At 63.5% G+C, this 24,535-nt stretch carries 21 protein-coding genes and 1 pseudogene; 15 read left to right on the top strand and 7 right to left on the bottom strand.

Translation table 11 applies throughout. The features are described from left to right. The first annotated feature begins 15 nt into the window (after positions 1–15). The 4 genes from RMO95_RS10685 to RMO95_RS10670 all read left to right on the top strand — a co-directional run bounded on the left by RMO95_RS10685 (position 16) and on the right by RMO95_RS10670 (position 2,951). A complete protein-coding gene (locus RMO95_RS10685) occupies positions 16–540 on the top strand; it encodes a glycine cleavage system protein R (protein WP_310450605.1) in 525 nt (174 codons plus the stop codon). Beyond that, positions 537–1,229, top strand: a complete 693-nt coding sequence (locus RMO95_RS10680; RefSeq protein ID WP_310450604.1) for a glutathione S-transferase family protein — start codon at positions 537–539, stop codon at positions 1,227–1,229. The genes RMO95_RS10685 and RMO95_RS10680 overlap by 4 nt, the downstream gene beginning before the upstream one ends. Further along, positions 1,226–2,569 (top strand): tRNA 5-hydroxyuridine modification protein YegQ, encoded by a 1,344-nt coding sequence (gene yegQ, locus RMO95_RS10675; protein WP_310450603.1) that lies wholly within the window; start codon positions 1,226–1,228, stop codon positions 2,567–2,569. Before RMO95_RS10680 ends, yegQ begins: the two co-directional genes overlap by 4 nt. Positions 2,570–2,681: 112 nt before the next feature. Further along, positions 2,682–2,951, top strand: coding sequence for a biotin/lipoyl-containing protein (locus RMO95_RS10670; protein WP_310450602.1), 270 nt, complete (start codon positions 2,682–2,684; stop codon positions 2,949–2,951). Between the two features lie 93 nt (positions 2,952–3,044). On the opposite strand, the gene RMO95_RS10665 is transcribed toward RMO95_RS10670, so the two are convergent. Then, complete coding sequence (locus RMO95_RS10665; protein WP_310450601.1) at positions 3,045–3,554, bottom strand: hypothetical protein; 510 nt, start codon at positions 3,552–3,554, stop codon at positions 3,045–3,047. A 139-nt stretch (positions 3,555–3,693) separates the two neighbouring features. Further along, positions 3,694–3,942 (bottom strand): annotated as a pseudogene (locus RMO95_RS10660) (transposase); the annotation flags it as partial. Between the two features lie 72 nt (positions 3,943–4,014). Here RMO95_RS10660 and RMO95_RS10655 point away from each other — a divergent pair. The 5 genes from RMO95_RS10655 to RMO95_RS10635 all read left to right on the top strand — a co-directional run bounded on the left by RMO95_RS10655 (position 4,015) and on the right by RMO95_RS10635 (position 7,481). Then, entirely contained in the window at positions 4,015–4,257 is a 243-nt protein-coding gene (locus RMO95_RS10655; protein WP_310450600.1) for a type II toxin-antitoxin system CcdA family antitoxin, read from the top strand. Then, positions 4,257–4,571 carry a CcdB family protein gene (locus RMO95_RS10650; protein WP_310450599.1) on the top strand — a complete coding sequence of 105 codons (315 nt, stop codon included), beginning with the start codon at positions 4,257–4,259 and terminating at the stop codon, positions 4,569–4,571. Before RMO95_RS10655 ends, RMO95_RS10650 begins: the two co-directional genes overlap by 1 nt. A gap of 175 nt (positions 4,572–4,746) precedes the next feature. Further along, on the top strand, positions 4,747–6,411 hold the full coding sequence (gene ettA / locus RMO95_RS10645) for an energy-dependent translational throttle protein EttA (RefSeq protein WP_310450598.1): 1,665 nt from the start codon (positions 4,747–4,749) through the stop codon (positions 6,409–6,411). Between the two features lie 8 nt (positions 6,412–6,419). Then, positions 6,420–7,094 (top strand): hypothetical protein, encoded by a 675-nt coding sequence (locus tag RMO95_RS10640; RefSeq protein WP_310450597.1) that lies wholly within the window; start codon positions 6,420–6,422, stop codon positions 7,092–7,094. A 138-nt stretch (positions 7,095–7,232) separates the two neighbouring features. Then, positions 7,233–7,481 carry a hypothetical protein gene (locus RMO95_RS10635; protein WP_310450596.1) on the top strand — a complete coding sequence of 83 codons (249 nt, stop codon included), beginning with the start codon at positions 7,233–7,235 and terminating at the stop codon, positions 7,479–7,481. Between the two features lie 27 nt (positions 7,482–7,508). Here the strand turns inward: RMO95_RS10635 and RMO95_RS10630 are convergent, their stop codons facing one another. From RMO95_RS10630 to RMO95_RS10615, 4 genes are all read right to left on the bottom strand, one after another. Further along, positions 7,509–9,029 (bottom strand): cyclic nucleotide-binding domain-containing protein, encoded by a 1,521-nt coding sequence (locus RMO95_RS10630; RefSeq protein WP_310450595.1) that lies wholly within the window; start codon positions 9,027–9,029, stop codon positions 7,509–7,511. An 81-nt stretch (positions 9,030–9,110) separates the two neighbouring features. Further along, complete coding sequence (locus tag RMO95_RS10625) at positions 9,111–9,302, bottom strand: hypothetical protein (RefSeq protein WP_310450594.1); 192 nt, start codon at positions 9,300–9,302, stop codon at positions 9,111–9,113. Positions 9,303–9,444: 142 nt separating this feature from the next. Beyond that, positions 9,445–9,810, bottom strand: coding sequence for a hypothetical protein (locus RMO95_RS10620; RefSeq protein ID WP_310450593.1), 366 nt, complete (start codon positions 9,808–9,810; stop codon positions 9,445–9,447). A 51-nt stretch (positions 9,811–9,861) separates the two neighbouring features. Next, entirely contained in the window at positions 9,862–10,371 is a 510-nt protein-coding gene (locus tag RMO95_RS10615) for a hypothetical protein (protein WP_310450592.1), read from the bottom strand. A gap of 166 nt (positions 10,372–10,537) precedes the next feature. Here RMO95_RS10615 and RMO95_RS10610 point away from each other — a divergent pair, with 166 nt between their 5' ends. The 6 genes from RMO95_RS10610 to RMO95_RS10585 all read left to right on the top strand — a co-directional run bounded on the left by RMO95_RS10610 (position 10,538) and on the right by RMO95_RS10585 (position 22,071). After that, the gene (locus RMO95_RS10610; RefSeq protein WP_310450622.1) at positions 10,538–12,463 is read left to right on the top strand and encodes a U32 family peptidase; all 1,926 of its coding nucleotides are present in this window, start codon (positions 10,538–10,540) and stop codon (positions 12,461–12,463) included. Between the two features lie 34 nt (positions 12,464–12,497). Further along, the gene (locus RMO95_RS10605) at positions 12,498–13,502 is read left to right on the top strand and encodes a tRNA dihydrouridine synthase (protein ID WP_310450591.1); all 1,005 of its coding nucleotides are present in this window, start codon (positions 12,498–12,500) and stop codon (positions 13,500–13,502) included. Positions 13,503–13,851: 349 nt separating this feature from the next. After that, the gene (locus RMO95_RS10600) at positions 13,852–17,499 is read left to right on the top strand and encodes a response regulator (RefSeq protein WP_310450590.1); all 3,648 of its coding nucleotides are present in this window, start codon (positions 13,852–13,854) and stop codon (positions 17,497–17,499) included. A gap of 148 nt (positions 17,500–17,647) precedes the next feature. Beyond that, positions 17,648–18,475, top strand: a complete 828-nt coding sequence (locus tag RMO95_RS10595; RefSeq protein WP_310450589.1) for a protein-glutamate O-methyltransferase CheR — start codon at positions 17,648–17,650, stop codon at positions 18,473–18,475. Then, entirely contained in the window at positions 18,468–19,079 is a 612-nt protein-coding gene (locus RMO95_RS10590; RefSeq protein ID WP_310450588.1) for a chemotaxis protein CheB, read from the top strand. Before RMO95_RS10595 ends, RMO95_RS10590 begins: the two co-directional genes overlap by 8 nt. Continuing rightward, positions 19,072–22,071: an EAL domain-containing protein gene (locus RMO95_RS10585; RefSeq protein ID WP_310450587.1), complete on the top strand. Its 3,000-nt coding sequence runs from the start codon at positions 19,072–19,074 to the stop codon at positions 22,069–22,071. Before RMO95_RS10590 ends, RMO95_RS10585 begins: the two co-directional genes overlap by 8 nt. A 230-nt stretch (positions 22,072–22,301) precedes the next feature. Here RMO95_RS10585 and RMO95_RS10580 read toward each other — a convergent pair whose 3' ends face one another. Next, the gene (locus RMO95_RS10580; RefSeq protein ID WP_310450586.1) at positions 22,302–24,512 is read right to left on the bottom strand and encodes an OsmC domain/YcaO domain-containing protein; all 2,211 of its coding nucleotides are present in this window, start codon (positions 24,510–24,512) and stop codon (positions 22,302–22,304) included. Positions 24,513–24,535 lie beyond the last annotated feature (23 nt).

The raw sequence follows: 24,535 nt of genomic DNA, 5'->3' as shown, positions 1-24,535 counted from the left end.
TTCCGAAGGAAAACCATGACACAACATCTCGTACTTACCGTCATCGGCGACGACCGCCCCGGCCTGGTCGGCGAACTCTCGTCCGCGATCAGCGCCCACCAGGGCAACTGGCTGGAATCCTCGATGGCGCAGCTGGCCGGCAAGTTCGCCGGCATCGTCGAAGTCAGCGTCGATGCCACACAAGCCGATGCGCTACGTAACGCGCTCGGCCAGCTCGCCGGGCTGAAAGTCACTGTCGAATCGGCTGCCGCCCGAAAGTCGGCGCTGAAGGGACGGCGCTTGAAGCTCGCGCTGGTCGGCCACGACCGCATCGGCATCGTGCGCGAGGTGTCGCAGGTGCTGGCGCACCACGCGGTGAACGTCGAAAGCCTTGACACCCACACCTCCAGCGCGCCGATGTCGGCCGCCGTGCTGTTCCATGCCGTGGCCGAACTGACCGCCGCACCCGACCTCGACGTCGGCGCGCTGACCGGGGAACTGGAACGCATCTCCAACGATCTGATGGTCGATATCACGCTGGACGAAACCATCCGGGCATGAGCGCCATGTACACCCTGCACATCGCCAACAAGAATTACTCGTCCTGGTCGCTGCGGCCCTGGGCGTTGCTGCGCGCGCTGGACATTTCGTTCGCGGAACGCCTGCACCGGCTCGGCGTTACCGGCGAGTTCCGCAGTTTTTCGCCCTCGGGCCGGGTGCCCTGCCTCGAAGACGGCAAGACCGTGGTCTGGGATTCGCTGGCCATCGTCGAATACCTGGCCGAGCACCATGCCGGCGTCTGGCCGGCCGATCCGCAGGCCCGCGCCTGGGCGCGCTGCGCCTGTGCGGAAATGCATTCCGGCTTCGCCGCGCTACGCAACCAGCATGGCATGAACGTCGGCGTGCGCGTGGCGGTGAGTCAGCGCAGCGCAGCCGTGGCGGCCGACATCGCGCGCATCGTCGAGCTGTGGCAGCAAGGCCTGTCGTGCTTCGGCGGCCCCTTTCTCGCCGGCAAGGAATTCTGCGCCGTCGATGCCTTCTTCGCCCCCGTGGTGTTCCGCTTCCGCAGCTACGGCGTCACCATGAATGGCGCCGCCGCCGGCTACCTCGAAACCATGCTCGCCCACCCGGCGCTGCTGGAATGGGAAACCGCCGCGCTGGCCGAAGACTTCCGCGAAGCGGAGCACGAGGCCGAACTGGCGAACGCCGGCCGCGTCAGCGCGGATTTCCGCGCCGCGCCGCGCTCGTGAACACCCCCGAACTGCTGGCGCCGGCCGGCTCGCTCCTGATGGCGCGCACGGCGCTGGATTTCGGCGCCACGGCGATCTACGCCGGCCAGCCGCGCTACAGCCTGCGCGTGCGCAACAACGATTTCGGCACGCTGGAAAACCTCGCCGCGGGCATCGCACTGACCCACGCGCGCAGCGGGCATTTCTATCTTGTCAGCAACATCCTGCCGCACAACGCCAAGCTGAAAACTTACCTGGAGGACATGGCGCCGGTCATCGCGCTCAAGCCTGACGCGCTGATCATGGCGGATCCGGGCCTGATGATGATGATCCGCGAGCGCTGGCCGGAGATGCCGCTACACCTTTCGGTGCAGGCCAACACGGTCAATCATGCGGCGGTGAAATTCTGGCGCAGTGTCGGCGTCTCGCGCGTGATCCTGTCGCGCGAACTGTCGCTCGACGAAGTCGCCGAAATCCGCCAGGAATGCCCGGACACGGAACTCGAAGTCTTCGTGCACGGCGCGCTGTGCATCGCCTATTCAGGCCGTTGCCTGCTCTCCGGCTACTTCAACCACCGCGACCCGAACCAGGGCAGCTGCACCAATTCCTGCCGCTGGGATTACAAGGTTCTTGAGGGCAGCGAAGACGGCGGCGGCGATGTCGCCCTCGCCTCGCCGCGGCCGCCCGCCGTGGCGCCAGCACCAACTCTGCCGGGCGCCGCAAGGCCGGGCACACTGCGCCGCCCCGGCGCCACCTGGCTGCTGGAAGAGAAGGAACGCCCCGGCGAATACATGCCGATCGAGGAGGACGAGCACGGCAGCTACATCCTCAACTCGAAAGACCTGCGCGCCATCGAGTACGTCGCCAAGCTGACCGAGATCGGCGTCGATTCGCTGAAGATCGAAGGCCGCACCAAGTCGCCCTATTACGTTGCGCGCACCTGCCAGAGCTACCGCCGCGCGATCGACGACGCCGTCGCCGGGAGGCCTTTCGACGCGCAACTGATCGGCCAGCTCGACGGCCTCGCCAATCGCGGCTACACGGCCGGTTTCTATGATCGCCACCCCGACCGCGACTACCAGAACTACCTCTCCGGCAGTTCCGAATCCAGCCGCAGTCTCTATGTCGGCGACGTGCTCGGCTACGACGCCGAGGGCTTGGCCGAAATCGCCGTGAAGAACCATTTCGCGGTCGGCGACCGCATCGAGATCATCCGCCCCGCCGGCAACCTCGAACTGGTCATCGAGGCCATGCAGAACCGCGAGGGCGAAGCGGTCACGGTCGCGCCCGGCAGCGGCCACCTGATGCGCATCGCCCTGCCGCCTGACTGTGAAGGCGCCTTCGTCGCGAAGTACCTCTAATGTTGAAACCGATGGATGCAGGAGCGAGCTTGCTCGCGACAACGGCTTATCGCGAGCAAGCTCGCTTCTACAGGGAATGCGCCTTTTCCCTGTTGACTGACAACTAGGCTCGATGGGCAAGATTGTCGAGGTCCGCATCCCGATCTATCCCGAGTGTTGGGAGACCTGCGGCAGTTGCGCCCAGGGCGACGTCACCGTCGATGAAGTGCTGGTCAAACCCGGCGACATCATCCAGTTCGACGACAACGTGATCGTCCTCGAAACCGGCAAGGTCGCGCTCGACATCCAGTCGCCCCACGCCGGGCGCGTGGTCGAGGTCATGGTCGCGGCCGGCGATGAAGTCGCCGAACGTACGCTGATCCTGACCCTGGAAACCGCCTGAGAATACATGTCCGCCCGGCAAGCTTGGGGCGGACGTGCATCTCAGGCCCAAGGCGATCTACCGACCGCGAGCGGCAATGGACCCGACGTGAGGTTACGGCGCAATGTAGGCGTAGCCCCTGGCCTGGTATGCCATCAGCGAAATGAAACCGTTGCCGACGACGCGAATCTCGGGCAGAACGAGTTCGGTCTTGGTTTCCTGCGAACGCGATGCGACGGCACACTGCTCGAATCCTTCGACCCCCGGCGCCTTGCTCATCTCCTTGATGCGGGCGGCGACTTTCGCGGCCAACACGCGGTCTTCAGGCTTGATCTTTTCCTGATCGGTCTGCACCAATTTTGTCGCCGGGCCACGGAACGCCAGGATGAAATGCGGGGCCACGCCCTGCTGGATCAGCGATTGCCGGGTCTCGTCGATGACGTCGAGCCGGGCCAGCAGCAGCTTGGGATTGCCTTCATGGATGTCGAATGCGATCTTGCCCTCCTTGAGTCCTTTCAGCGCCGCGCTGTCGTCAGCGGCCCGGACTCCGGTCGAGCAGACAACAAACATTCCCAGCGCGAAGGCGCCAAGCAATTTGGGCAAGCAAGTGAAGTCGGTATTCATGTCATTTCTCCTGTGGGTGGATTTCTTATAAAGCCGACACCTGTTCGGATCGGTTTCGGCAGACTACTACAATCCCGCCAGGCCCATAAAGATCGGGCAATCCGCGTTGATAGCCTTGCCGGAAGCCGGCAGTGCAACTTCATTTCTGCGAAAGTTCCCAGGCGATTCCATTGGGATGATGTGATCGGCCTTTCAAGTCGAGGTGGATTTTGCAGGCCATCCAGTCCTCGTCGCTCCCGGCCAGCAAAGCTGAGACGAGGCGCAAACAGGACGCGGAGTTGGGGAAGATCGGGGCGACGCGAATGCGGCACTTGATCTCACGATTGATGCGTTCGAGGCCATTGGTGGTGCGAAGTCGAGGCCGTGGTGCACGAGGCAGTTCGAACAACTACCTCGATGCAATTTGACGCGCATCACTGATGCGCGTAAGCTGCGCGCATCCAATACGCGGAGCACAACCATGAGCACGCCAGCCAAGAAAGCCGCCAACCTGACGGTACGCGCCGACCTGCTGGAAGAAGCCCGCGCACGCAAGATCAACCTCTCGCACACACTTGAAGTCGCGCTCGCCGCCGAACTCAAGCGGCAGCGCGAAGCCGAATGGCTGGAGCAGAACAAAGAGGGCATCGCGGCCTATGGCCGTTTCGTCGAAAAGCACGGCGTGTTCTCCGACCGCTTCCGCAACTTCATGCGCGAGAGTTGATGGCGCACCTCGACGTATTTCGCAACCCGGACGCCACGACGGCAAGCGTCATCCCCTATGTAGTCGATGTCCAGAGCGAACTGCTCGCGGGCCTGCCGACCCACGTCGTCGTCCCATTAGCCTATCCTGACGCCATCGAGACCCCCATCCTGCGCCTCAACCCGACAGTCGGCGTCGGCGACACGGCGCTTGTCGCGCTGACACAAGACATGGCCTCGGTGTCAAACCGCCTGCTGCGGAACCCCGTTGCCAACCTCTCCCCCCAGCGCGACGAAATCGTCGCCGCGCTGGATTTCCTGTTCACCGGCTTCTAACTTTCATGCGGATCTCGGCACCCCTGATGATGAAACACGCGAAAGACAAATTGAAGGCCCCCCACCCCCATCCCCGCCCCAGGGCGGGGCTACCAATCAGCTCGCGTCGCTCGACGATCACCTGTCGCTCCGAACGAGTTATTTCACACTGATCCATCAACTACAGAAAAGTACCATGGCCCAATACGTCTTCACCATGAACCGCGTCGGCAAGATCGTGCCGCCGAAGCGCCAGATCCTCAAGGACATCTCCCTCAGCTTTTTCCCCGGCGCCAAGATCGGCCTGCTGGGCTTGAACGGCTCGGGCAAATCGACCGTGCTCAGGATCATGGCCGGCATCGACAAGGACATCATCGGCGAAGCGACGCCGATGCCGAACCTGTCGATCGGCTACCTGCCGCAGGAGCCGCAGCTCGATCCCGACAAGACCGTGCGCCAGGAAGTCGAATCCGGCATGGGCGAAGTCATGGAAGCCCAGGCCAAGCTCGAAGCCGTGTATGCCGCCTACGCCGAAGAGAATGCCGACTTCGACAAGCTGGCCGAGGAACAGGCGCGGCTCGAAGCCATCATTTCCACTTCCGGCGCCGACACCGAACACCAGCTCGATCTCGCCGCCGACGCCCTGCGCCTGCCGCCCTGGGATGCCGGCATCAAGAATCTTTCCGGCGGCGAGAAGCGCCGCGTCGCGCTGTGCAAGCTGCTGCTCTCGCGCCCCGACATGCTGTTGCTGGACGAGCCGACCAACCACCTCGACGCGGAATCGGTGGAATGGCTGGAGCAGTTCCTCACCCGCTTCCCCGGCACCGTGGTCGCCGTGACCCACGACCGCTACTTCCTCGACAACGCCGCCGAATGGATCCTCGAACTCGACCGCGGCCACGGCATCCCGTGGAAGGGCAATTATTCCAACTGGCTGGAGCAGAAGGAAGCGCGGCTGGAGACCGAGGCCAAGCAGGAAGACGCGCACATGAAGGCCATGAAGCAGGAACTGGAATGGGTGCGCAGCAACCCCAAGGCGCGTCAGGCCAAGAGCAAGGCCCGCCTCGCGCGCTTCAACGAAATGTCGGAAACCGATTACCAGAAGCGCAACGAAACCCACGAACTCTTCATCCCCGTCGCCGACCGCCTCGGCGACAAGGTGGTCGAGTTCCATGACGTCAGCAAGGGCTTCGGCGATCGCCTGCTGATCGACAAGCTTTCCTTCACCGTGCCGCCCGGAGCGATAGTGGGCATCATCGGCCCCAACGGCGCCGGCAAGTCGACCTTGTTCAAGATGCTGACCGGACAGGACAAACCCGACAGCGGCGAAGTCGTCGTCGGCCCGACGGTGAAGATCTCCTACGTCGACCAGAGCCGCGACTGCCTCGACGGCAGCAAGACCGTGTTCCAGGAACTCGCCGACGGCGCCGACATCATCACCATCGGCAAGCTCGAGATCGGCAGCCGCGCCTACATCGGCCGCTTCAATTTCAAGGGCGGCGACCAGCAGAAGAACGTCGGCAACCTCTCCGGCGGCGAACGCGGACGCCTGCACCTGGCGAAGACGCTGATGACCGGCGGCAACCTGCTGCTGCTCGACGAACCCTCGAACGACCTCGACGTCGAAACCCTGCGCGCGCTCGAAGACGCCCTGCTCGAATTCGCCGGCTGCGCCATGATCATCAGCCATGACAGATGGTTCCTCGACCGCATCTGCACCCACATCCTGGCCTGCGAGGGCGAGTCGCAATGGAGCTTCTTCGCCGGCAACTACCACGAGTATGAGGAAGACAAGAAGAAGCGCCTCGGCGAGGAAGGCGCCAAGCCGAAGCGGATTCGCTACAAGCCGATCACGCGTTGAGGCAGGCAATGACCGGCCTCAAAGTCGCGGCGGGCGTCTTCGCCCTGCTGGTCGCCATGCTGCTGGCGCAGATGCTGTTCGCGCCGCAGCAACAGCCGGCGCCGGCGATGACGCACGGCATGCCCTGGCAGATCGAGCATCCCGGCCCCGGCCAGTCGCGGGTGTTCGGCCTGACGCTGGGCGGCGGCGCGGCCGGCACGCTGGCCGATGCGCTGCGCCTTTCCAAGGAAGCGCCCACGCTCGCGCTGCTGACGCCGCAGGATGCGCCGGCGGCCCTCGAAGCCTATTTCGAGAGCGTGTCGCTCGGCGCCCTGACCGGCAAGCTGGTGCTGAGCATCGCGGCCGCGCCGGGCGAACTGGAATCGATGCGCGGCAATGCGGCGAAGACCGATCACCTGGAAACCGGCATCCGCAAATATGTACTGCACGAGGCCGACCGGCAGCGTGCCGAACGCCTGCCGCTCGCGGCGATCGCCTTCATTCCCTCGGCCCGGCTCGACGAGGCCGTCATCCTGGATCGCTTCGGCATGCCGGCGGAGCGCATCCGCCAGGGAGAGACGCTGGAACATTTCCTCTATCCGGCACAGGGCCTGGACATCGTACTCGACAGCAAGGGCAAGGAAGTGCTGCAGTACGTCGCCCCCGCCGAGTTCGCCCGGCTGCGCGCGCCGCTGGGCAAATAGGTATAAGTTGGCGCTGGCGCGCTCTGCGTACCTGGGATTCCGCTTCGCGGGCAGGCAACGGCGATTCATGCTGTCGCGCCGCGCCGCGGCGTCATGTGCAGTGCCAGAAGTCAGACGAACGACCGGGAGCAATCCGCTATGCTCGATGCAAATACCGTTGCGCAGCTGAATCAACTGGGGATCAGCGCCGAAACCATCGAGTCGGCGCTGTCCGGCCTGATCGTCCTCACGGTCCTGTCGGTGGTGGCGGCGATACCCACGGCGATCCTGGCGAAGCGCAAGGGCCGGTCGGTCGCCGGCTGGCTGATCCTCGCCCTCACGATTCCCGTCGTCCCGCTGCTGCTGATCTGGCTCCTGCCGAAATTGCCGGATCGGCCGCAGCAGTAGCCGCGGCACGCGGCGCCTGGCGTCGCGTCAGCCCGGCAGCCGGGCGTACAAATCCACGGCGGCTTCCATGCGCCGGAGAAGGTTCTCGCTGGTGGTGAACAGCTTGCGCGCGGTCGGCGCAAAGTCCTTTCCATTGCGCATCGCCAGCGTCGATTGCATGGTGTTCCAGTGCCCTGCCACGGATTCCAATTCACCGAGAATGACGTGCCGGTCCTGCGCGACCGAAGTCAGTTCGACGAGGGCGGTGGAAAATTCCTGGCTCGCATCGTCGAGTTCCACGCGGCATCTCGCCACCTTGATGCCCATGTGCCGAAACATGAAGAACTTGGCCACGCGCTGCGACAGCATGCGTTCCCGCCCCGCCAGGTTGATCAGCCGGCCCTTGCGTGTGCCGTCGTCCTTCTCGAAACTCAAGGTCAGGGTTTGCGCCGCCTCGAGAACATCCTCGTTGATGCTGAATAGATCGCGTGCCGCGTTCTGGGACGGGTCGGCATCGAGCAATGCCTGGTAACGCGGCCATAGCCGGGTGAGTTCGGCTATCGCGGCGGCACTCTCGGCGCCGTTCGCCCTCGGTTCGAGCGCCTGCAACTGGCCACCGAAGGAGTCCATCGATTGCCTGAGGATCAATCGTGACTGGCGCGCCAGCAGCCCTGTCTCCAGCATCAACCATGACTTGGCCATGCGCTGCGACAGCATCCGCAGGCGTCCCGCCTGGTTGATGGAATCGCAGTAGGACCTCGAATCCCTGGCCTGGCTCCGCGCCGCCAGGGTCGAAGCCGCCCTGGCGCCGCCATTTCCGGCCAGGCGCGGAAGACGCCGGAGATTGGGGAAATTCACCGGCTGCGGCAGGGCTTCATCGTCGAGATAACGTGCGACCGCGCTGTTCCTGAGCCGTATGCGGCATCCGTCAACCACGATCAAACCGGAATCGGCGAGGTCGCGCAGGGTTCGCGACAGGGTCTCCGGCTGCATGTCGAAGCGCGAAGCCAATACCTTTTTGCTGACGGCAAGCGTCACCGTGGTTTCACCCACGAGGTCGCGGTTCGGTCCCGCCAGTTGCAGCATGAAATCCAGCACCCGCCGGCTGCCGGAACAGAAATGCCGCGTCGCGAATTCCGTCTCCATGTCGACTTGCCGCCGCGCCAGCACCCCCATGAGGCGCAGCGCCAGCCGCGGATCCGCTGCCATGACCTGGCACAGGCCCTCACGTCGTATGCCCAGCACCTGCGAGGGCCTTGCCGCCACCGCGGCGACGATGCAGGGATCGCTTGCAAACAGCTCGGCCTCGCCGAAGGACTGACCGGCGCCCAGCACGTCGATGACCTTCTCATTGCCCCGATTGGATGACAGCGACAGCGTGACCTGGCCCGACAACAGCACATACATTTCGTTGACGGGATCGCCGGCCCGATATATCGGCTGATCCTTTTGAAAGACGATGCAGCGCGTCGCTGCGATCAGTTCGCCAAGTTGTTCCGGCGCAAGATCGGCGAACAGTGAAAGCTCGCTCAGCGTCTTTTTAATATTACGGGTGAACGTTGCCTGCATGCGACATTCCTTTTCCCCCAGCTCTTGAAACACGAGCAACTTGCCCGCGGCATCGGGACCGATACGATGCCCTGTGACGCCCTAGCGGTCGATGCCGACCACGTCGTCCGCCTCGAATTCGTCCGGAACCGTGCCGTCGCCTATGCCGGTGACCATGGCAGCCAGGGTATCGCTCTGCTTCACGAAATATTCGGCGCTGATCGGATCATAGAAGCGCTGGCCGAGGCTTACATCGCTGAACTTGATGCGGTGAAGAGTGGGATGAGTATTCATGCGGATTCAACAGGAAAAGTTAATCAGACTTGATCTGCCGCATTCTAACGCAGCGGCGGGCGCGCCTTGGACAGCCTGGGTGCGGCAAAACGCCGCTGTACGCCTGGCCTCGGTGCGCCGCCGGCGACCGTCTGGAAAGCTGCTACTGGCCCGTCACTGCCACGTGGCCGACAAAGATCAGCTTCGGAAAGCTGCGCATGAGCAGCTTGCTGTAGAAGTTGGTCATTACCGCCCCGTCTTCATAACGGATCGTGTTGCCGGGCTTGAGCACCATCTTCGGCGCGGCGATCCACTCGGTGCTGCCGGCATGAGCGACCTCGATGTAGGTGAAATCGTTGGCGTCCACCGTGCTGAGCACCTTGCCCTGGTTCGGCAGTTCGCCCGGCGCCGGCGGCTTGATCGGCATCAAGAGGTCCATGGCCTGGACCGGCGAGGGATGGCCGGGCGGCGGAGCCGCCAGCGCCGAGGATGCGAGGCAAAGCAGGAGCAGGGAAAGAGTTCGTTTCATGGTCGAATCCTGGCAATGGGTGAAGAGCTATGGGAGGCCGGCACCGCAAGCTTACAGGCAGCGCCAGAAAGGCGAGCCCGGCGTCAGCGGAAAGCAGTTGATCATGGGATAGGGATACGGCCCGGGCATGAACATGGGTCCAAACGCCTGGTTGCGGCACCAGCGGATTTCCTGCTCGATCCTGTCCTGGCAGGCCCGGTCGCGCTTGTAGGCCTCGGCGGCCATGTCGTCGAAGATCTGCCGGCGTTCGGCCGACACCATGTGGTCGAGCACCGCAGTCGGCACCCCCTGCCCGGCCAGTTCGATGAGCCGCGTCGCCGACAGCCGATAACGCGAACCGGAGGCCGTGATGCGGCCGATCAGATCCTCGGCGCCGACGCCCTGGCGCGCCAGTGCCACGATCTGCTCCAGCGGCAACGCGGCAGACGGCTGCGGCAGGCTGGCCTCCAGCTGTTCGGCGCTGATACGCTCGATCTTCGGCGGCTCCGCAGGCGTGCCGGCACAGCCCTGCAGGATCAGGGCCAGGATCGATGCCAGTCGAAGATGACGTGAAGCACTCATTGCGGTAGGGTTTAGCGGAACGGTTTTTGGAGCATTTCAGGCCGGCGCATGGCATCATTCCGGGCCACGCGCCGCCCCTTACTGGCCTTGCCCGACCAAGGCGCCCCGACATGACGTTAATCATAGGCGAGGCGGCCCGGATTTCCATGCCTATTTGTCCCATCCGATGACACCCGCCACGCTCGAACTCCTCGCCCCCGCCAAGAACGCCGACTTCGGCATCGAGGCAATCGATCACGGCGCCGACGCCGTGTATATCGGCGGGCCGGCCTTCGGCGCGCGGGCCAATGCCGGCAACAGCGTGGCCGACATCGAACGGCTGGCGGCGCATGCGCACCGCTATCACGCCAAAGTTTTCGTCACGCTCAACACCATACTGCGCGACGATGAACTCGACGCAGCGCGGCGCATCGCCTGGCAGATCCACGAAGCGGGCGCCGATGCGCTGATCGTGCAGGACATGGGCCTGCTGCAGCTCGACCTGCCGCCGCTCCAGTTGCATGCCAGCACCCAGACCGACATCCGCACGCTCGAAAAGGCGCGCTTCCTGCAGGACGTCGGCTTCTCGCAGATCGTGCTGGCGCGCGAACTGACGCTGAAGGAAATCGCGAAGGTTTCGGCGGGTCTGATCGTCGCCCCACCCTCTCCCTCGGTCCCTCTCCCTGAGGGCGAGGGAAGACATACGCCGGCAACGCTGGAGTTCTTCGTGCATGGCGCGCTGTGCGTGGCCTACAGCGGCCAGTGCTACATCAGCCACGCCCACACCGGGCGCAGCGCCAATCGCGGCGAATGCTCGCAGGCCTGCCGCCTGCCCTACACGCTGGAAGACGAGGCCGGCCGCATCGTCGCCCACGACAAGCACCTGCTGTCGATGAAGGACAACGACCAGAGCGCCAACCTGGCGGCTTTGATCGAAGCCGGAATCCGCTCCTTCAAGATCGAGGGGCGGCTCAAGGACCTCTCCTACGTCAAGAACATCACGGCGCACTACCGCAGCCTGCTCGACGACTTCCTCGACCAGGCGCCGGCATTCCGGCGCGCCTCGTCCGGGCGCTGCAGCTACACGTTCACGCCGCGCCCGGAAAAGACCTTCAACCGCGGCGCCACCGATTACTTCGTCAATGAGCGCCAGGCCGACATCGGCGCTTTCGATACGCCGAAGTTTTCCGGCGAGGCGATCGGCACGGTCACGCATCTTGCACCCGACTGCTTCGAGGTCGACGCCGGCGCGCCGCTGCACAACGGCGACGGCCTCAGCTACTACGACAGCCATCACGAGCTGGTCGGCCTGCGCATCAACCGCGTCGACGGCGCGCGTCTGTTTCCCATGCAGATGCCCGACGACCTGACCGTCGGCACCGCGCTCTACCGCAACCGCGACCAGGAATTCGAGCGCGCGCTGGAACGAAAATCCGCCGCGCGGCGCATCGGCCTGCACCTGCAATTGAGCGAGACGCCCGACGGCTTCGCCCTGACGCTGACCGATGAAGACGGCATTACCGCGCGCGCCGCCCTGCCCCACGCCCGCGAGCCGGCAAAGCATGCCGAGCGCGCCTATGCCGGCCTGCGCGAGCACCTCGGCAAGCTGGGCAACACTATCTTCGACGCGACGGAAATTTCGCTGGCGTTGAGCCAGCCCTGGTTCCTGCCCGCCTCGGCCGTGAACGGCCTGCGCCGCGAGGCCATCGCCGCGCTCGAAGTGGCGCGCGAGGCGGCGCGTGAGCGCCCGGCGCGAAGAATCGCCGCATCGCCAGCGCCAACTTATCCGGAAAACGAACTCAGCTATCTGGGCAACGTGCTCAACAGCGCGGCGCGCAGCTTCTATGAAAAGCACGGCGTGACGCTGATCGCCGACGCCTACGAGACCAACAGCGAAAAGGGCGAGGTCTCGCTGATGATCACGCGCCACTGCCTGCGCTACAGCTACAACCTGTGCCCCAAGCAAGTGAAAGGCATCCGCCCCGACCCGATGACCCTGGTCAATGGCAAGGAAAAGCTCACCCTGCGTTTCGACTGCAAGAAATGCGAAATGCACGTCATCGGCAAGCTCAGGAAGGGCCGGCAGATCAGCATCGTGCCCGTGGCGCCTTGAGCGGCGCACAAGAGTTGGCGCTGGCACCCCGGCGATGAGCCGCGCATTGGGCAACGCATCGGGCAAAATCGTCCTCGCCCCCATGGAAGGCCTCGCCGACGACGTGCTGCGCGCGGTGCTGACCGCCGCCGGCGGCTACGACTGGTGCGTCACCGAGTTCGTGCGCGTCACCACCACCGTGCTGCCGCATTCCTGCTACACGCGCCTGAGTCCCGAACTGACGCAGGGCTCGCGCACCGCCAGCGGCACGCCGGTGCGGATCCAGTTGCTCGGCGCCGACCCGGCGCTGATGGCGGCCAACGCCGCCCATCTGGCGCTGCTCAAGCCATTCGGCATCGACCTGAATTTCGGTTGCCCGACGCCGCTGGTCAATCGCAATCGCGGCGGCGCGGCGCTGCTCGACGAACCGGAGTTGTTGCGGCGCATTGCCGGCTCGGTGCGCGCCGCCGTGCCCCCATCGATTCCGGTGACGGCCAAGATGCGCCTCGGCATCGAGAACACCGATCGCGCGCTGGACTGCGCGCTGGCGCTGGAGGCCGGCGGCGTGCAGGAACTGGTGGTGCACGCCCGCACCAAAGAGGACGGCTATCGGCCACTGGTGCGCTGGGAATGGATCGCGCGCATCCGCGAGGCGGTAAAGCTGCCGATCATCGCCAACGGCGAGGTATGGAAGCTCGCCGACTACCGCAACATCCGTGCCGCCACCGGCTGCGCGGATGTCATGCTGGGCCGCGGCGCGGTCGCCGATCCCCTGCTGGCGCAGCGCATCCGCGCCGACGGCGAAACACGGGACGCGGCCGCCGACTGGAAGCTGCTGCAGGCCATGATCGCCGAGTTCTGGCTGCGGGTGCAGCAAAAACTGCCGCCGCACCAGTCGCCAGGCCGCCTCAAGCAATGGCTGGGCCTGATGCAGCGCAGCTATCCGCAGGCACTGCGCTTGTTCGGCGCAGTGCGGGAAGCGCGCTGCGCGACAGGGATCAGCGCGGCGCTGGAACGCGGCGGCATCGAGTTGGCGCCGACGCACGCGCAAGCAAGCTGACGCCAGGCAGCAAAACGGCGGCCACGGAACGCTGAGCGGGCTTCCCCGACCCAAGGAATCCAGGCTATGGGCAACATCGAAATGAATGATGACTGCGATCAATGACTGCCATGAAATTCGACGCTATGATTGACAGGGTCGTGTATCACAACAACCATAAGACGCATCGAGCTTGTCCCTTCTTCGGGAGAAAGAAGGAAACCACCGCCCCGCCCTCCGGCACCCAGGTGTTCGGAAATGCGCCAGGCGCTGGATCTCCACCTTTGCGGTGCATCGTCGCCACGTTCGATGCGCCGCAGATTTTTGCCAAACGCCACTGCGGGATCGGAACCAGGCGATGTTGAATCGAATGAAGATTGTCACCCGTCTGTCCATCGGATTCTCGCTGATGCTGCTGGGCGCCCTGGTGCTGGGTATCCTGGGAACCCGCAGCATCACCCAGCTGTCCGCGATCAGCTCGGATATCCTGCGCCACCCCTTCGCCGTGACGAGCGCCGCACTCAATGTGAAATCGGATATCCTCGCCAGCCAGAAGATGGCGACCGCCCTCGTGAGCAAGACCAACGCGGCCGAGATCGACGCACTGCGGCAACAGCTCGCCACGACGGGAACCCGCCTCGAAGCCAACATGGCCACGGTGCGCCAGCGCTTCCTCGGCAACCCGCTGGAAATTGCCCACATCGACAAGGCGCTGGCCGACTGGCATGCCGCCCGCGACGAGACCCTGGCCCTGGCGAAGAACGGCCGCCGCACCGAAGCGGCGGCGCTCGACCAGGGCCGCGACGCGCGCCTGGTCGATATCGCTTTCAAGGAGGTAAGCCACGTTGCCGATGCCGCCAACGCCAAGGCTGCCGAGCTCGAACAGGAGGCGTTGAGCGAGCGCAACGCGGCGATGGCGACCATCGCCGGGATGCTGGCCATGATCATCGCCGGCGGTGCCGTGGTGGCTTTCCTGATCACCCGCAGCGTCAGGCAATCGCTGCAAAGAGCGGTCGCCGCCGTGCATGGCCTGATCGCCGACAGCGCCGACAAGGTGCTCGCCGCGCAAGCCGTCGGCGCGGGCGACCTGGGCCGCGAGATCATCGTCTCCGAACCGCTGCAAATCGATCTGGACAGCCTGCCCAGCGACGAGTTGGGCGTCCTCATGAAGACGGCATCGCACCTCAGCGAGGTTCAGTGCGCGCTCGACGAATCCTTCCTGGACATGACCAATTCCCTGCGCATGGCGCGCGACAACGAAGCGGCACGCGACTGGCTGAAAACCGGGCGCAACGAACTCACTTTCCTGATCCGGGAGGAACAGAGCACGGCCGAGATCGCCGACAAGGTGCTGGGCTTCATGGTGAGCTACCTCAAGGCCGGCGTGGGCGCCCTCTACCTGTTCGACGAACGCGCAGTGAAGCTTTCCCTCGCCGCCACCTACGCCCTGGCCAGGGACATGAAACCCGGCGAGCAGTTCCGCCTCGGCGAAGGGGTGATCGGCCAGGCGGCGCGGGAACAGAAAATCATCTGCCTGGCCGACGTGCCGCCCGGCTATATGCCGATCGGTTCGGCCCTCGGCGCTTCGGCGCCCAAGCTCGTCGCCGCCATTCCGCTGTTGCATGGCAACCGCCTGGTCGGCGTGATCGAGATCGGCACGTTCCGCGAGTTCAGCGAGATCGAGCTGAAGTTCGTCGAACTGGCCAGGGAAACCATCGCCATCGCCATCGACGCCAACCTCGCCCACCAGAAGACCGCCGAACTGCTCGAACAAACCGAGCAACAGGCCGAGGAATTGCGGGTGCAGCAGGAGGAACTCCAGCAAAGCAACGAGGAACTCGAGGAACGGGCGCAGATGCTGGAGCAGCAGCGCGAGAAAATCCGCCTCAAGAACCAGGAGATCGAGGCCGCCAGCCGGATCCTGCAGGAGAAATTAGCGGAACTGGAGCGGGTCAGCACCTACAAGTCGGAGTTCCTCGCCAACATGTCGCACGAGTTGCGCACCCCGCTCAACAGCCTGATGATTCTCTCCAGCCTGCTGAAGCAGAACAAGGACGGCAACCTGAGCGAGAAGCAGGTCGAGTTCGCCGCCACCATCAATTCCGCCGGCACCGACCTGCTCAATCTGATCAACGACATCCTGGACCTGTCCAAGGTCGAAGCCGGCCAGATGCAGTTCAGTTTCGCCGCACTGCCGGTGGCGGATCTTTGCGATTCCATCCGCGCCACTTTCGAGCCGCTGGCAGAGCAAAAGGGGCTCGCCTTCCGCGTCGAGGCCGCTGCCGGCGTTCCGGCGCTGTTCCACGGCGACGAGCAGCGGGTACAGCAGATACTCAAGAACCTGCTTTCGAATGCCCTGAAATTCACCGAGCAGGGCGAGGTCAGCCTGCGCGTCGCCACGCCGGCGGCGCAGGAAAACCCGCTGCCGGTGCCGGTGCTGGCCTTTATCGTCAGCGATACCGGGATCGGCATTCCGGCGGCCAAGCAGCAACTGGTTTTCGAAGCTTTCCAGCAGGGAGACGGTTCCATCAGCCGCAAGTACGGGGGCACCGGACTGGGCCTTTCGATCTCGCTCCAGTTGGCGCACAAGATGCATGGCGAAATCCGCATGCACAGCGAAGAGGGACGCGGCAGCGTGTTCACGCTGTATATGCCGCTCGCCGCAGCGGCGGGCCAGGAGGCCGCCGCGACAGCCGCGCCCGCCGCCCTCCTGCGCCCGCCGCCCGCGGCGCCACGGCCTGCGTCAACGCCGGCAGCGCGCGCCGGCGGCACGGCAGGCGTGGAAGCCCCGTCCTTCCCCGCGCCCTTGCCGGACGACCGGGCCAGCCTGGCGGCAGGCGACAAATCCATCCTGATCATCGAGGACGATCTCAACTTCGCCAGGATCCTGCAGGGCATGGTCAAGGAACGCGGCTTTGCCGCCCTGGTCGCCGTCGATGGGGAATCCGGCATCGCCATGGCCGAGCGCTGCCGGCCGAGCGCCATCATTCTCGACGTGATGCTGCCCCACATCGACGGCTGGGGCGTGATGCGTAGCCTCAAGGACCACCCGCGCACGCGGCATATTCCGGTGCATTTCATCACCTGCATGGAAGACCGGCAGAAGGCCATGGCGATGGGCGCCATCGGCTTCGCCACCAAACCGGTCAGCATGGAACAGATCAACGAGGTGCTGCAGTCGATCGAGGGTTCGCTGGCCAAGTCGGTGCGCCGGCTGCTGATCGTCGAGGACAACCGGGACGAGGCAAGCAGCATGGTCGCCCTGCTCGAGGAAGGCGGCGTCGATATCGTGGTGGCGGCGACGGGCAACGAGGCCATCGGCCTGCTGGCAACCCAGACCTTCGATTGCATGGTGCTCGACCTCGGCCTGTCCGACATGTCCGGTTTCGATCTGCTCGAATACATCCAGAACATGGAAGGGGCGCGGCGCATTCCGGTCATCATCCACTCCGGCCGCGACCTGAGCCACGAGGACGAGCGCAAGTTGCGGCGTTACGCCGAGAGCATCATCATCAAGGGCGCCAAGAGCCCGGAGCGCCTGCTCAACGAAGTCACGCTGTTCCTCCACCTGGTGGAGAGCAACCTGCACCCGAACAAGCAGCGCATGATCCGCACCGCGATCGACAAGGAAGCGATGCTGGAGGGCAGGAAGGTGCTGCTGGTGGATGACGACATGCGCAACATCTTCTCCCTCTCCAGCGTCCTGGCGGAGAAGCACATGGTGGTGATCGAGGCCGAAAACGGCCGCGAGGCGCTCGCCCGGCTGGAGCAGCATGAAGACATAGGCATAATACTGATGGACATCATGATGCCGGAAATGGACGGCTATGCCGCCATGCGCGAAATCCGCAAGAATCCCCGGCTGGTGAATATTCCGATCATCGCCATGACCGCCAAGGCCTTGCGCGGCGACCAGGAAAAGTGCATGGCGGCGGGGGCGAGCGACTACATCGCCAAACCGATCGAGGTGGATAAGCTGCTGTCCTTGATCCGCGTCTGGATCTTCCAGCACATATGACCCCGAGGCCGCAAATGCAAACCCAGACTCCTTCAACGCAGAGTGCGCAGAGACGCAGAGTACGCGGAGAAAACCCAGGCTTGAATTCCTCTGCGTTCTCTGCGTCTCTGCGTCCTCTGCGTCGACAGCGGTTGATTGAGGTTTTCAGATGAAAGCCGACGAAGTCGAAGACGTGGAAATCCGGCTCCTGCTGGAAGGGGTGCAGCGGATCTACGGTTACGACTTCCGCGACTATGCCGACGCCTCGATCAAGCGCCGGCTCAACCACTGGCTGGCCGAGTCGGGCTTCGACACCTTGTCCCAGGCCCAGTCGCAACTGCTGCGTGAACGCAGCGTGTTCGAATCGCTGTTGCGCGGCATTACGGTCAATGTCACCGAAATGTTCCGCGACCCGACGTTTTTCCGCGCCGTACGCGAACAGGTGGTGCCCTTTCTCAAGACCTACCCCTTCGTCAAGATCTGGCACGCCGGCTGCGCCACGGGCGAGGAGGCCTATTCCATGGCGATACTGCTGACCGAGGAGGGCATGGCCGGGCGCTATCGCATGTACGCCACCGACATCAACGAGGCGGTGCTGCAGAAGGCCGGCGAGGGCGTGATGCCGATCGCGGAGATGCAGCGCTTCACCCGCAACTACCAGAAGTCCGGCGGCCGCGCCTCGTTCGCCGATTACTACACCGCCCGCTACGACCGCGCCATCCTGTCGCCCGCCCTGAAGAAGCACATCGTCTTCGCCCCGCACAATCTGGCGACGGACGGTGAGTTCGGCGAAATGAACCTGGTCCTGTGCCGCAATGTCATGATCTATTTCAAGCCCGCGCTCAAGGAACGCTGCCTGCGACTGTTCGACAGCAGCCTGCTGCCGGGCGGCTTCCTCTGCCTCGGCCTCAAGGAGAGCCTGGAGCGCAGGAAAATGGGCGAACGCTACGAGGAACTGGCCGCCCCCCTGCGCATCTACCGGAAGCGCTATGGCTAGGACCTTCCAGGCCGTGGTCGTCGGCGTTTCCACCGGTGGCGTACACGCGCTGCAAACGCTGCTCGGCCAGTTGCCGGCAGCTTTCCCGCTGCCGATCCTGGTCGTCCAGCACATCAGTGCGGATGCGGACGGCGGCCTGGCCAGGCTGCTCGACGAGCGCTGTTCCCTGAGTGTCAAGGAAGCCGACGAACAGGACGAAATCCTGCCCGGTACGGTCTACCTGGCGCCCCCCAATTACCACCTGCTGGTGGAGCTCGAGGGCTTCCTGTCGCTTTCCGCCGACCCCTATGTGAGTTTCGCCCGTCCTTCGGTCGATGTCCTGTTCGAATCGGCCGCCGCGGTCTTCGGACCGGGCCTGATCGGCGTCGTCCTGACCGGAGCGAATTTCGACGGCAGCCGGGGCTTGAAGACCATCAAGAGAAAAGGCGGCGTGGCCATCGTCCAGGACCCGGCCGACGCCGAAGCCCCGCAAATGCCGCAGGCCGCGATCGCGGCGACAGGGGTAGACTACGTGGTTGCCTTGGATGGCATCGCGACCCTGTTGCAGAAGCTGGCGGCTAGGCGCAACACGATTCCGCACGACGAAAAAGGGCGAGATGACTGAGAACGTGGCGCTGCTGCTGGTCGACGACCGCCCGGAAAACCTGGTGGCGCTGGAGGCGGTTCTCGGCAATCAGGGGCTCGATCTGGTCAAGGCCACGTCCGGCAACGATGCGCTGCGCCATACCCTGAAGCGGGATTTTGCACTGGTGCTGCTCGACGTGCAGATGCCCGGCATGGACGGCTTCGAGACGGCCGAACTGATGCGCTCGAATCCCAAGACGCGGCATCTGCCGATCATCTTCGTCACCGCCGGGATGAAGGACATCCAGCTGCAGTTCAAGGGTTATGAACTCGGTGCCGTCGATTACCTGATCAAGCCCTTCGAGCCCCACATCCTGCAGAGCAAGGTAAAAGTCTTCTGCGAGCTTTACCGTCAGCGTCGCCAGCTCGAATCCAATCAACTGATGCTGGAGCTGAAAATCCGCGAGCGGGTGTCCGAACTCAGGGACAGCGAGGAACGCTTCCGCATGCTGGCCACCCATGCGCCGGTGGGCATCTACCAGATCGACACCGAAGGCAATTGCCTTTTTGTGAACCGCCGCTGGTGCGAAATCGCCGGCCTTGCCGCCGACGAAGCCACCGGGCAGGGGTGGACGCGGACCTTGCATCCGGACGACCGGGAAGCCGTCGAAGCGATCTGGCGCGGCCCCCTGGCGACCGCGGGCGAGTGGTCGATGGACTACCGCTTCCTCAGGCCCGATGGCAGGATCGTCTGGGTGAATGGCAACGCGATCGCCTTGCACAACGCCAGGGGAGAGGTCACCGGATATCTGGGCAACAATCTCGAAATCACCGCACGCAAGCGCGGCGAAGAGCGGCAACTCACGCGCAGCACGGTCACCGGCCGCCTCGCCGAGGACGCCGACTTGCCCGAGATACTCCATCTGATCGCCGTCGGCGCGGAGCGCCAGACCCATGGCATGGCCTGCTCCATCCTGCACCTGGACGAGCCCGGCCATCAACTGGTCTATGGCGCCGCCGCGAACCTGCCGGAGCGCGTCGGCGGCACCGGAACCCCTGACGACGGCGCCACCTGCCTGACGGCCAAGAATCGCGGCAAGCGCCTGATCGTCGATGACATCAGCGTGCATTCCGTCTGCGACGAGTGCCGGCCCCCGGCCCTGGAGGGCGAGCAGGTGTCTTGCTGGTCGGAACCCATCCTCGCCATCAACGGCGACGTGCTCGGCGTTTTCGCGTTCTTCTGGATACATCCGGCCGCACCCGATGCCGGCGACATCGAGCTGATGCACGAAGCAGCCCAGCTGGCCGGACTCGCCATCGAGCGCAAGCGCACCGAAAACGAACTGCAGATCGCCGCCTCGGTGCACCAGGCGGTCAGCGAAGCGATCGCGGTGACGGATGCCGACAACCGCATCATCGCCATCAATCCGGCCTTCACCCAGGTGACCGGCTACGCACCGCACGAAGCCATCGGCCAGGACTCCAACCTGCTCAAGAGCGGACGCCACGACCTGCCCTTCTACCAGGAGATGTGGCATGCGCTGGAAACCACCGGCCGCTGGCAGGGCGAGATATGGAACCGGCGCAAGTGCGGCGAGGAATACCCGGAGTGGCTGTCGATCAGCACCATCTGCGACGCCAACGGCAAGGTGCTGCGGCGCATCGCGATGTCTTCCGACATCACCGAAAAAAAGCGCAACGAGGAAACCATCTGGCGCCAGGCCAACTACGATTCCCTGACCGACCTGCCCAACCGCCGCCTGTTCCGCGACCGGCTGCAGCAGGAACTGCTGAAAGCGCAGCGCGCTGGCCTTGCCGTGGCGCTGCTGTTCGTGGACCTCGACCGCTTCAAGGAAGTGAACGACACCCTCGGCCACCACAGCGGCGACATCCTGCTGATCGAGGCGGCGCGCCGCGTCTGCGATTGCGTGCGCGCCACCGATACCGTCGCGCGTCTCGGCGGCGACGAATTCACCGTCATCATGTCCGACCTTGCCGACACCGACCGCGTCGGCGAGGTGGCCCAGGCCATGCTCCAGGCGCTGTCCGCGAAATTCACGCTCGGCGCCGAGACGGTCTACGTATCCGCCAGCATCGGCATCACGATTTACCCGAGCGACGCCGACAATGTCGAATCCCTGCTCAAGCATGCCGACCAGGCCATGTATGCGGCCAAGGAACAGGGCCGCAACCGCTTCAGCTATTTCACCGCGTCGATGCAGGCGGCGGCACAAACCCGGCTGCTGCTGAGCAACGATTTGCGCAACGCCATCGCCGCCGGGCAGCTTGAGGTGCATCTGCAGCCCATCGTGGAACTGGCCACCGGCCGCATCATGAAGGCCGAAGCGCTGCTGCGCTGGCGTCATCCGACCCACGGCATGGTCGAGCCGGCGCAGTTCATTCCGATCGCCGAGGAAACCGGCCTGATCAACGAAATCGGCGACTGGGTATTCCGCGAATCGGCGCGCACGGCCAAGCGCTGGTACGACCTGGGCCTGCTCGACGCGAGCGACGACGGGCTGATCCAGATCAGCGTGAACAAGTCGCCGCGCCAGTTTTTTTCGGGCAATACCCATGAGACCTGGGTCGATTACCTCAATGAGATCGGGCTGCCGGCCCGCTGCATCGCCATCGAAATCACCGAAGGCCTGCTGCTCGACGACCGGCCCGAAGTCGCCGCCAAGCTGAGGCAGTTCCGCGCCGCCGGTTTCCGCGTGTCGCTCGACGATTTCGGCACCGGTTATTCGGCGATGTCCTACCTGAAACGCTTCCCCCTCGACTTCATCAAGATCGACCAGTCCTTCGTGCGCGACATGGCCACCGATCACGACGACCAGGCGATAGTCGAAGCCATCGTGGTCATGGCCCACAAGCTCGGCCTGCAGGTGATCGCCGAGGGTATCGAAACTCAGGAGCAATGCGAACTGCTGAAAGCCGCCGGCTGCGACTACGGGCAGGGCTACCTGTTCGCGCGGCCGATGCCTGCCGCCGAGATGGTGCCGATCAGCGCTGCGGCGCCGACCGGGAACTGACGTCTCGTTCCGCGAAACACGCGAAGCGCGCCGCGCGCCCGAGGTCGACGCCGGACTGGAGCGTTGCGGTATCGGGCTGGACAGGTCGGACGCGCTGTGTCGCTGGTAGGGCCGAGACAGGAAAGATGAAAGTTGGCGCTGGTGAGACGACTGTGCATAATCGGCCTTTGCAGACGTTCAAGTGCTTGATCGTTTAGGTCCGCAATGCCTCGAATAGCTGCCGTTCAGCATCAGACAGATCCAGACGGAGCCCCCACATTGACCCGCGCCATGTGCAGTTTTTTGTAGCTATCGATCAGGCGCTGGTGCCTATCGAGCCCTTCCAGTTTCATGCTCGTTGGCGTTAAGCCGAAGAAGCGCACGCTGCCGTCCACTGACCCCATCACCGCATCCATCCGCTGGTTGCCAAACATCCGGCGGAAATTGACCACGTAATCGTCCAGTTCCAGGTCATCGTCCAGCAGAACCTCTAGCACCACATTCAAAGCCTGATAAAACAATCCGCGCTCGACCGTGTTTTCGTTGTATTGCAGGAAGCTTCCCACCAGCGCTTGCGCCGCTTCCAATTGCCGCAAGGCGAGATAAATCAGCAGCTTCAACTCCAGAATCGTTAGCTGACCCCAGGCCGTATTCTCGTCAAACTCGACACCGATCAAGGTGATGATGTCGGTGTAATCATCAAGCTCACTGTCTTCCAAACGTTCGAGCAATGCTTCCAGGCTGGCGTCATCCAGGCGATGCAAGTTCAAAATATCGGCGCGGACCGACAGCGCTTTGTTGGTGTTATCCCAGATCAAATCCTCGACCGGATAAATTTCCGAATAACCCGGCACCAGGATGCGGCAGGCCGTTGCGCCAAGCTGGTCATACACCGCCATGTACACTTCCTTGCCCATGTCTTCGAGAATGCCGAACAAGGCCGCGGCTTCCTCGGCATTGGATTCTTCACCCTGGCCCGAAAAATCCCACTCGACAAAATCGAAATCCGCTTTGGCGCTAAAAAAGCGCCACGACACCACGCCGCTGGAATCGATGAAGTGTTCAACGAAGTTATTCGGCTCGGTCACGGCGTTGCTTTCAAAGGTCGGCCGAGGTAAATCGTTCAGGCCTTCAAAACTGCGCCCCTGCAGCAATTCGGTAAGACTGCGCTCCAGCGCCACCTCCAGGCTGGGGTGCGCCCCGAACGACGCAAACACACCGCCCGTGCGCGGGTTCATCAAGGTGACGCACATCACTGGAAATTCCCCGCCCAGCGACGCATCCTTCACCAGCACCGGAAAGCCCTGCTTTTCCAACTCCTGAATCCCGGCCAGAATGCCGGGGTATTTCGCCAGCACTTCGTGCGGCACATCAGGCAGTGCGATTTCGCCTTCCAGAATTTCGCGTTTGACCGCCCGCTCGAAGATTTCCGACAGGCATTGCACCTGCGCTTCAGCCAGCGTATTACCGGCACTCATGCCATTGCTGAGGAACAGGTTGTCGATCAGGTTGGTGGGGAAATACACCACCTCGCCGTCCGACTGGCGCACATACGGTAGCGAACAAATGCCGCGCTGCACATTGCCGGAGTTGGTGTCGACCAGATGCGAGCCGCGTAACTCGCCATCGGGGTTGTAAATTTTCAGGCAGTATTCATCGAGTATTCCAGCCGGCAGCGCATCTTTACGACCCGGCTTGAACCAGCGCTCATTCGGGTAATGCACGAACGCCGCGTTGGCAATGTCTTCCCCCCAAAACTGGTCGTTGTAGAAGTGATTGCAATTCATCCGCTCGATAAATTCTCCCAACGCCGATGCCAAGGCACTTTCCTTGGTCGCTCCCTTGCCGTTGGTAAAACACATCGGCGAGTGCGCGTCGCGGATATGCAGCGACCATACATTGGGAACAAGATTGCGCCACGAAGCGATTTCAATCTTCATGCCCAAGCCCGCCAAAACCCCCGACATATTGGCGATGGTTTGCTCCAGCGGCAGATCTTTGCCTGCAATATAGGTAGTCACTTCCGAAGCTGGATTCCGCATCAGCAATGACTGAGCATCGGCATCCAGATTTTCTACTTCCTCAATCACAAACTCAGGCCCGGTTTGCACCACCTTCTTTACCGTACAACGGTCGATGGAACGCAAAATTCCCTGGCGGTCTTTGGCGGAAATATCCGCCGGCAACTCGACCTGAATCTTGAATATCTGCTGGTAGCGATTTTCCGGATCAACAATATTGTTCTGCGACAGGCGGATGTTATCGGTAGGAATATTGCGAGTTTCGCAGTACAACTTCACAAAGTAAGCCGCACACAAAGCCGATGAAGCCAGAAAGTAATCGAACGGACCAGGCGCCGAGCCATCGCCCTTATAGCGGATAGGCTGATCGGCCACCACCGTGAAGTCATCGAACTTGGCTTCAAGACGAAGCTTGTCGAGAAAGTTGACCTTAATTTCCATGCGGGAATCCCAGCGTTCAAAAC

Origin of the sequence: Sulfuritalea sp., from assembly GCF_031426875.1 — a bacterium.
GTDB lineage: Bacteria > Pseudomonadota > Gammaproteobacteria > Burkholderiales > Rhodocyclaceae > Sulfuritalea.
This window is presented reverse-complemented; position numbering and strand designations above follow the sequence as displayed.